Raw genomic sequence first — 7,711 nt, 5'->3', positions numbered from 1 at the left:
AAAGAGAGTGAATTATGGAAAGCCGGATGCTGGGAAACTTGCTTGTCCGGTTTGGACGGGGGCTGATTGTAAATAAAACAGCAAGAACGAATTGCTGAATAAAACGCAATTAATCTATCCGTATTTTGAAAAGAGATTCTTTTTTTGCTGGCGTTAGTTATGGTTATATCGATTCAGATCGTTTAATTCGTATTATGGAAATTACTAATGCTTATCAAGTTCCACAAACTTCTGATTTTCCTGCAGAAGAATTGGTAATTATTTTTCGCAATAGTGGTCTTTCTAGTATTGAAAATTATTTAATGAGTCGTTATTACATGTATAGACAAGTTTATTGTCATTCTAAAATTGTATTGTTTGCTATCATTTTAGAACAAATTTTTATGAGAATTAAATTTTTAATTAAAAATAATTATCAATTTGAATTGGATATTAATTTGTTAAAAAATTTTTTTTCTAACAAAGAATCTTTAGAATTATATTCTCAGATTGATGATTTTTATATTAATAGTTTGATTATTTCCTTTCAAAATAGTCAAGATTTAATTTTGTCTAATCTTTGTCAAGATTTTTTACATCGTCGTATTTTATTTTGGAAATGTATTCCAAATATTTCTAAAAATTATGAATTTATTCAAAAAATTAAACATCAATATAAAGATAATTATGTTTATTATACTTATTATTATGACGATTATATCTTAAGAGATACTTATCGCGAAAATTTTGATAATATTGGTGAACAAATTTTTATAGGTTTTGATGATAGTTCGGATAACATTATAAAACCTTTAAGTCTTAAATCTGTTATCATTAATAACATAATGTTTCAAAACTCTTATAAAGATATTCGTAATTTTTTTTATTATCGTGATCTTCAATGATTAAAAATGAAAAACATATTTTTAAAAAACAATATGGTCAAAATTTTTTGAATAATTTTAAAATATTAAATTTAATTGTAGAATCTGCTGATTTATTTAATAAAAATGTAGTAGAAATTGGCCCTGGAAAAGGCGCTTTAACAAAATTATTAGTTTTAAGAGCTAAAAAAATTTTAGCTTATGAAATTGATTTTACTTTAAAACATTTTTTATTATTTCCTGGATATAACAATATTCACATTATTTATGATAATTTTTTAAAACGCGATTTAGACAAAGATTTTAAACAATATTTTGATATTGAACAAGAAGAAGTAGTTTTAGTAGGAAATTTACCTTATCATATTGTTTCAATGGTTTTATTTAAAATTTTTAGTATATCACGTATCAAAAGTTTTACTATAATGTTACAAAAAGAATTAGCATTGAGAATAATTTCTCATCCATTTGTTAAAAATTATAATTTTTTAAGTGTTATCTGTCAATCATTGGCTATTATTGATGTTATTAAGGTAGTTAAGAAAACTTATTTTTATCCTCAACCTAAAGTAGATGGAATGGTTTTGAAATTTACTAAAAAAGAATTTTCATTAATAGAAAAAAATTTTTTATATGATATTTTTTTTAAATTTGTAAAAACTGCTTTTAAACAAAAAAGAAAAAAATTAATTAATAATTTAAAAGATTATTTAAATATTTCTAAATCTGAACTTATTAGTTTTTTTATTAAATATCGAATACCTTTAAATATTAGAGCAGAAGAGATAAATGTTTTAGAATTTCAGAAAATAGCTAAATTATTTTGGAGTTATTTTAAGCGGTAATAATCAAGAAAATTATTGTTTTTTGGTAATGTATTAGTTTATTTAATTGTAATATTGTGCATAAATTGTGATAAAATAATCCCATAAAAGATTGTGTAAATTAAAAAAGGGGTACAATTTTTTACAGTAATTAAGTTTATTAAAAAAAGTTAATGTTGAAAAATTTTTAAAAAATAATAGGATGGTATGTAATGAAAATTACTGGTGTTAGAATAAAACTTAATGATAAAGAGCATCCACGATTAAAAGCTGTTTCGAGTGTTTTTATAGATGATTGTTTTGTAATTCATGGTGTTAGAATTATTCGTGGTAATAAAGGTTATTTTATTGCTATGCCTAGTTCAAGGTTGAGTACGGGAATTTTTAAAGATATAGCTCATCCCACTAATACTCATACTCGAAATATGTTGAATGAAAGAGTTTTGGAAGAATTTTATGCAAAAACTTCTTCGAACAATGCTGATTTAATTGATTCAGAACAAGTAAACTTAAAGTCAGAAAATCCAAATAATAATAATGAAGAAAATACTAAAAATAATGATTCTAATAACGAAGAAATTTATAATTGTGATTGATTTTGATTAATTTTTGTATATTAGATAATTTATTTTTCTATTAAAAAATTTTCTAAAGAAATATTTATTTTAATGATTTTTTGATTTAAACATTGGAAAAATATATAAATTATTTTTAAGTTTATATATTTTTCTTCTCATTTTATAAGGGTTAATGGTATTTATATTTTGAAACAAAATTCTAGTATTCATAATTCTGATCAAAATGTCCAAAAGCATTTTGATTCAGGTTATAAAAATAATTCTAAATATTTTTTTCTTTTTGTTTTGGGTTTGTTTTTATATTTATTCTGTTTTGTTCCGGTAGTAGTATTTAAAGTGTTTAATTTAAATGATCATAAATTTTTGCTATTTAAACAAATTATTACTTTGTTAATTTTGGTTTGTACAGGTTATCATGTTATTGTCGAAGGTTTATTAGATACTTATTATGATACTAAGAAAAATCGTAAATTTACACCAAATATACATATTTTAATGTTATTAGGAGCTTTAGGAGCTGTTTTTTTACATAACTTTAATGAAGCTATTTTATTAATTATTATTTTTGCAACTTCGAATTTTTTAGAGGAATACATAGAAAATAGAAGTCATAAAGAAATTAGAAATCTTTTAAAAATGGCGCCCACACAAGCTCGTTTAATAGATGTTAATGGTAATTTTACTTTAATAGAAGTAGAGAAATTAAATATTGGAGATAAAGTTATTGTTTTGAGCGGTGATCAAATTCCTTCTGATGGTATAGTAGTTTCCGGTAATTCTTGTGTTGATGAATCTAATATTACTGGGGAAAGTATACCTGTTGATAAAAAAAAAGGAGATAAAGTTTATGGTAGCAATATCAACCTTAATAATACTTTAATTATTAAGATTACTGCCAATGCTGATCAAAATTTATTTGCTCGAATTATTAAATTATCTCATGAATTGAAAAATAATGTTTCTAAAAATGCAACTTTAATTAAACGTTTAGAACCGGTTTATGTAACTGGCGTGTTGTTAATATCTTTTTTGATTTTATTTTGTTTTCAAATAATTAATTTTATTAAAGGTTTTGAATATTATTTGTTTAATCAAATTTTTGAAAAAATTATAGTGTTTTTAACTGTTGCTTCTCCTTGTGCTTTGGTTGTTGCTGATATTCCAGCTACTTTGTCTGCTATTTCTTATTTAGCTAAACAAAGAATTTTATTAAAAAACGGCAATGCTTTGAGTTTTTTAGCTAATATTAAAGCTATTGTTTTTGATAAAACCGGAACTTTAACAGTTGGTAAACCTATAGTGAAAGAATTTTTATTTGATAGTTCTTTGGATGAAGATATTAAAAGTAAATTTTTAGCTATTTTTTACCATATGGAACAAAAATCTAATCATCCTTTAGCTAGATCAATTACAAAATATTTAAAAAGTTTTTTTGTTACTGAAGATAAATTAAATAATAAATATTCGGATATAGAAGTAAGTAATTTGATTGGAATAGGTGTTGAGTCTTTTTATCGAGGTAAATATTATAGAGTTGCTAAATATAGCGATTTAAATAGCCATTTATCAGATAATAAAATTTCTATATCTCCGATATTAGAAGATAAAATACATTTATTTTTAAATGATGGTTATACTGTACTTTATTTTAGTTGTGATAATACTGTTTTAATGGTTATGGCAATTTTTGATGTTTTGCGCCCAGAATGCTCGAAAATAATAAAATATTTTCAAAATAATAATATTAAAACAGCGGTTTTAACCGGAGACAATTATAAAACAGCTCAAAATGTAGCAAGTTGTTTAAATATAGATTATGTTTTTGCAGAATGTTTGCCAGAAGATAAATTATTAAAAATAAAGGAATTAAAAAAACGTTATGAAGGCGTAGCTATGGTAGGAGATGGTGTTAATGATGCTCTTGCTTTGGCTCATGCTGATGTAGGGATTGCTTTACAAGAAGGCGTTGATGCAATCGCAGATATTTCAGATATTGTTTTGATGAAAAATAATTTAATTAAAATTATTCAGGCTCATAAAGTAGCTGTTAGATTGAATAATATAGTTTGTCAAAATATGATTTTTGCGATTAGTGTTATTATTATTTTAACTATTAGTAATTTTTTTACTAGTTTGTTTTTGCCATTTGCGGTTTTTTTACATGAAATTAGTACTATTTTAGTTTTGCTAAATGGCTTGAGAATGTTAAAAAATTAATTTTTTCAAATTAATTAAATAAAATTTTTTTATTCTTGTTTTTTTCAATGATTTAAATTAATATTAGTTTTATAGACTTCCTAAATAGCAATTTATTTTTCTAATTAATAGCTCTGATAAAAAAATGTTGAAATGCTAAGAATAGCTTATTAAATGAAATAATAATAGGAGATTAAAACATTTTTGAAAGTAGATTTTGGTGACAGAAGTTAGTTATTCAAAAAGATATCTTCGCGTCAAATTATTTTCAGAATAAGCCTAAAAATTTCCCTAATAATAAAAAGAAGATATAAAATCATACCTTTTTTAAAAAAAATAATGTCACCAAACAGTTCGGAGATTATCAATATGTAATGTTTGATGTTTTATTTTAATCTTAGAAACCGAAGTTGATATTTAACTTTGATAATCTTAAAGGAGCAAAGCCTAAAAAAGTTTTTAGATTTTTCCAAGAATAAATCGATTTTTTTATTAATTGGAAGAGCAAAACTTAATTTTAAATAATTAAAGATTAATAATTTTAAAATTACCAGAGGAGTCAATAATTTATTTAAATGATAAATTAATAGTAATCTGGATTGCTTATCTATAGAAAGTTTGTGTTTTTGTTTAGAGGGGGGGGTTTTGTAATAGATAATTTAAGAACTAATCCTGTTATCGAAACACAAACAATTTATTTTTATTATGAAAGAAGAAAAATTATTGCATGTTAAATATTGAAGATATTAAAAAGATTTTTAATTTATCTTTAGGCGAAGGAATTGATTTTGTAGAATTTTTTTTCGAAGATACTGTTTCTAATTTATGGAAAGTTATTGATCAAAATATAGTTAGTTCTTTAGAGAATCATATTTATGGCGTGGGTATTCGATTATTAAGTAATAATAAAGAAATTTATTTATATACTAATAAAATAGTTTATCAACATATTGTAGATTTAATTTTAAAATATAAACCTTTATTAAAAAAGAAAAATAAAAATTTTCCAAAAAATTTTAATTTTGAATTAAATAATATATTGCAAAAGCCTTTTGATGATATCGATTGGCAACAAAAAATTAATAAAATGTTATATTGTTCTCGTATTATTCATCAGACAGACTCTAAAATAATCAAAAGTTTAGTTAATTTAGAGGATAAATGTCAAAAAGTTTGGATAATTAATAGTCAAGGTATTTCTCGTTATGATAATCGTTATTATGTTAATTTAAGTTTAACTTCTGTAGCTCAAAGTGAATCTAATATTCAAGAATTTAGTAGAAGTTTTGGTAAGGGAACTACTGGAATTTTTTTAAATTATTTAGATTTGAAAGGAATATCTCAACAAGTAGCTAAACAATCTGTTGAGATGTTATTAGCGAAAGAAATTAAAGCTCAAATGATGACTGTTGTGATTAATAATGGTTCAGGTGGAGTTATTTTTCATGAAGCATGCGGGCATTCTTTAGAGGCAACATCAATTGCCAGAGGATTATCGCCTTTTTGTAATAAAATTGGCCATAAAATAGCTTCTTCTCTTGTTACTGCTTTTGATAATGGTAGTATACGTGAATCTTGGGGGTCAACTAAAATTGATGATGAAGGTAATGTAACACAAAAAAATCTTTTAATTAGCAATGGTATTTTGAAATCTTATTTAGTAGATATGCGTAATGGTTATAAATTAAATATGCCATCTACAGGTTCTAGTCGAAGAGAATCTTATAAGTATTCTCCTACTTCGCGTATGAATTCTACTTATATTGCTGCAGGAAATCATGATCCTGAACAAATTATTCGAGAAACTAATTATGGTTTTTATGCCAAATATTTGGGAGGCGGAACTGTTGATCCAAACACAGGAGAATTTAATTTTATGGTTAATGTTGGTTATTTAATTCAAAACGGTAGACTTACAACGCCTATTAAAGGTATTATGTTAATTGGCAAAGGGCAAGATATTTTATTGAAAATTGATCGTGTTGGTAAAGATGTTCAATTAGCACAAGGTTATTGTGGTTCTATTTCAGGAGATATTCCTGTAGATTTAGGACAACCAACTATCCGTATAACAGAAATGTTTGTTAGTGGTAGCTGATAAAAGGTGAAGATATGATTAATTATCAAAAATGGTTTCAACAAAGTAAATTACAAGGTTTAGATGGATTAGAAATTACAATATATGAACAAAAAAAATTTAATATTAATTTAGAAGACGGACATATAGAACAATTTACAGCTAATCATTTAACTAGTTATCTTATTTGTGGTTTACTTAAAAATAAAAAAAATTCTATTTATTTAGAAAAGATTGATGGTTTAGATAATGATGTTTTAATAGAGAAAGTTTTAACTCGTTTAAAACAAAAAATAGAGATTTTGAATTTTAATGAACAAGATTTTTTGTTTTCAGGATCTTCAAAATATAACGCTATTATAAAAGATAATTTTAATTTTGAGTTGATACCTTATGATCATAAAATTAAATTATTGAAAGAATTCTATCAGCAATTATTATTTAGTAAGTATTTTACTAAAAAATGTAATTTGTTGTATAGTGAAATTTTTTGGTGTCAAAAAATAGTTAATTCTTTGGGATTACAATTGCAACAATCTAATAGTTATGCTTTATTAGAGGCTAATTGTATTTTTGGTAATAATCAAATTCAAGAAGAAGTTGATAAATCTTTTCCTGTTAAAAAATTTCAAGATTTCCAACTTCCTATTTATATTAAAAATATATTAGAATTGGGAGAAACTAAAATTGGTGCTAAAACTTTACCATCTAAACTTTATCATGTAGTTTTTTCAAATGAAGTTTTTGCAGAATTACTGTCAAACTTTCAAAATGTTTTTAGTGCTTTATATGTTTACCGTAATTTAAGTAAATATCAATATAGTAAAGATAAATTAGTCGCTAATTCTAAAGTGACTATTATAGATGATCCTTTCATTTCTAAAGCTTTTTTTAATCCGATTTTTGATGATGAAGGAGTCGCTTGTCAAACCAAACATATTATTAACCAAGGGATTTTAAATAATTTTATTCATAATTTACAAACTGCTAAAATTTTTAATGTATTACCACAAGGTAATAGTTTTAACGGGGGCGCCAAAGAGGCATAAATTTCTTGCTATCTAACCAATAGCCAGGGCCGATAAACCCTGAAAGGATATGGTCGGTCAGTCAAACGAAAGAATGTCGGATTATAGCAGACCATAAAAGCGGATTGCGACAAAAGCAAATTAG

Annotated in this window: 6 protein-coding genes; all 6 read left to right on the top strand. The window is 24.2% G+C overall.

The annotated features are described in order from the left end of the window. Positions 1-125 precede the first annotated feature (125 nt). Positions 126-884 (top strand): hypothetical protein, encoded by a 759-nt coding sequence (locus tag OC705_RS02050; protein ID WP_304512627.1) that lies wholly within the window; start codon positions 126-128, stop codon positions 882-884. Beyond that, complete coding sequence (rsmA, locus tag OC705_RS02045) at positions 881-1,708, top strand: 16S rRNA (adenine(1518)-N(6)/adenine(1519)-N(6))-dimethyltransferase RsmA (protein ID WP_304512626.1); 828 nt, start codon at positions 881-883, stop codon at positions 1,706-1,708. Before OC705_RS02050 ends, rsmA begins: the two co-directional genes overlap by 4 nt. A 191-nt stretch (positions 1,709-1,899) precedes the next feature. Next, on the top strand, positions 1,900-2,283 hold the full coding sequence (locus OC705_RS02040; RefSeq protein ID WP_304512625.1) for a septation protein SpoVG family protein: 384 nt from the start codon (positions 1,900-1,902) through the stop codon (positions 2,281-2,283). A 168-nt stretch (positions 2,284-2,451) separates the two neighbouring features. Then, positions 2,452-4,482 (top strand): heavy metal translocating P-type ATPase, encoded by a 2,031-nt coding sequence (locus OC705_RS02035; RefSeq protein ID WP_304512624.1) that lies wholly within the window; start codon positions 2,452-2,454, stop codon positions 4,480-4,482. A gap of 706 nt (positions 4,483-5,188) precedes the next feature. Further along, a complete protein-coding gene (locus OC705_RS02030) occupies positions 5,189-6,559 on the top strand; it encodes a TldD/PmbA family protein (protein WP_304512623.1) in 1,371 nt (456 codons plus the stop codon). 14 nt (positions 6,560-6,573) lie between these two features. Further along, entirely contained in the window at positions 6,574-7,587 is a 1,014-nt protein-coding gene (locus OC705_RS02025; protein ID WP_304512622.1) for a metallopeptidase TldD-related protein, read from the top strand. Positions 7,588-7,711: the final 124 nt, after the last annotated feature.

Source organism: Candidatus Phytoplasma fabacearum, assembly GCF_030586805.1.
In the GTDB taxonomy this organism is placed as follows: domain Bacteria; phylum Bacillota_I; class Bacilli_A; order Acholeplasmatales; family Acholeplasmataceae; genus Phytoplasma; species Phytoplasma fabacearum.
Note: the sequence above shows the minus strand (reverse complement) of the source record. Positions and strands in the feature narration are given on the sequence as shown.